This is a genomic window from Candidatus Infernicultor aquiphilus (assembly GCF_002784285.1).
In the GTDB taxonomy this organism is placed as follows: domain Bacteria; phylum Atribacterota; class Phoenicimicrobiia; order Phoenicimicrobiales; family Phoenicimicrobiaceae; genus Infernicultor; species Infernicultor aquiphilus.
Map to the genome: position 1 here is coordinate 8,468 of NZ_PFKO01000277.1, position 889 is coordinate 9,356.

Below are 889 nucleotides of genomic sequence, written 5' to 3' on the forward strand. Positions count from 1 at the left end.
TTAGTATATTATCACGAAATTTATGCCCATCCTTAGCTAAACTAGATTATAGAGAGTAAATTTCGGGTATCCATAAGAGAGCGGCTGCCCCGAGAACACCAGCGTTTCCATCTAGTTTCCCAATAACAATTTTAAGGGGTTTATAATTGGAATAAAATGCTCTCTTTTTTACTTCTTCTCTAAGAGGGAGAAGTAGTTTATCTCCTTCGTTAGTCATTCCTCCTACCAACACCACCATTTTAGGATTCAATATATTAGTAATATTGGCAATGGCTATTCCTAAATAAGAAATAGCCTCTTCAACTATATTCTCGGTTAATTTATCCCCTTTACGGGCAGCTTCAAAAATTGATTTTAAACTGAGCGATTCAAATAACTTGTCATCACTATCAAAATTTAAGAACTCACTCTTTATTCCCTCTTTTATTCTATTTTTTATTCTATTTTTAATTCCAATAGCGGAAGAATAGGCTTCCAAACAACCATAGTTTCCACAATTACAACGAGGACCATCTTTATTTACAGTCATATGTCCTAACTCTGCTGCACCACAATTATTACCATGATATATCTTTCCATCAATAATTATTCCCCCACCAATCCCGGTCCCCAGAGTAAAACACACTAAATTATCTACCCCTTGACCTACTCCAAAACACCGTTCTCCCCAAGCAGCTGCATTGGCATCATTCTCCAAAACAATTTTCATATTAAATTCATCTTTCAATATTTTTCTTAAAGGAACATCTCTCCACCCCGGTAAATTGGGAGCAAAATCGATAATCCCTCTTTTAATATCGAGAGGACCAGGTGCCCCAATTCCTATTCCTATTATACTGTCAGGAACTAGCGTAGATTGAAATTGAACAATATTTTTATGGATAGTCTC

General features: G+C 35.8%; 1 protein-coding gene. It reads right to left on the reverse strand.

The features are described 5' to 3' along the window. Positions 1-46 precede the first annotated feature (46 nt). A partial coding sequence (locus COZ07_RS07470) for an ROK family protein (RefSeq protein WP_406607947.1) occupies positions 47-889 on the reverse strand: 843 nt, incomplete at its 5' end.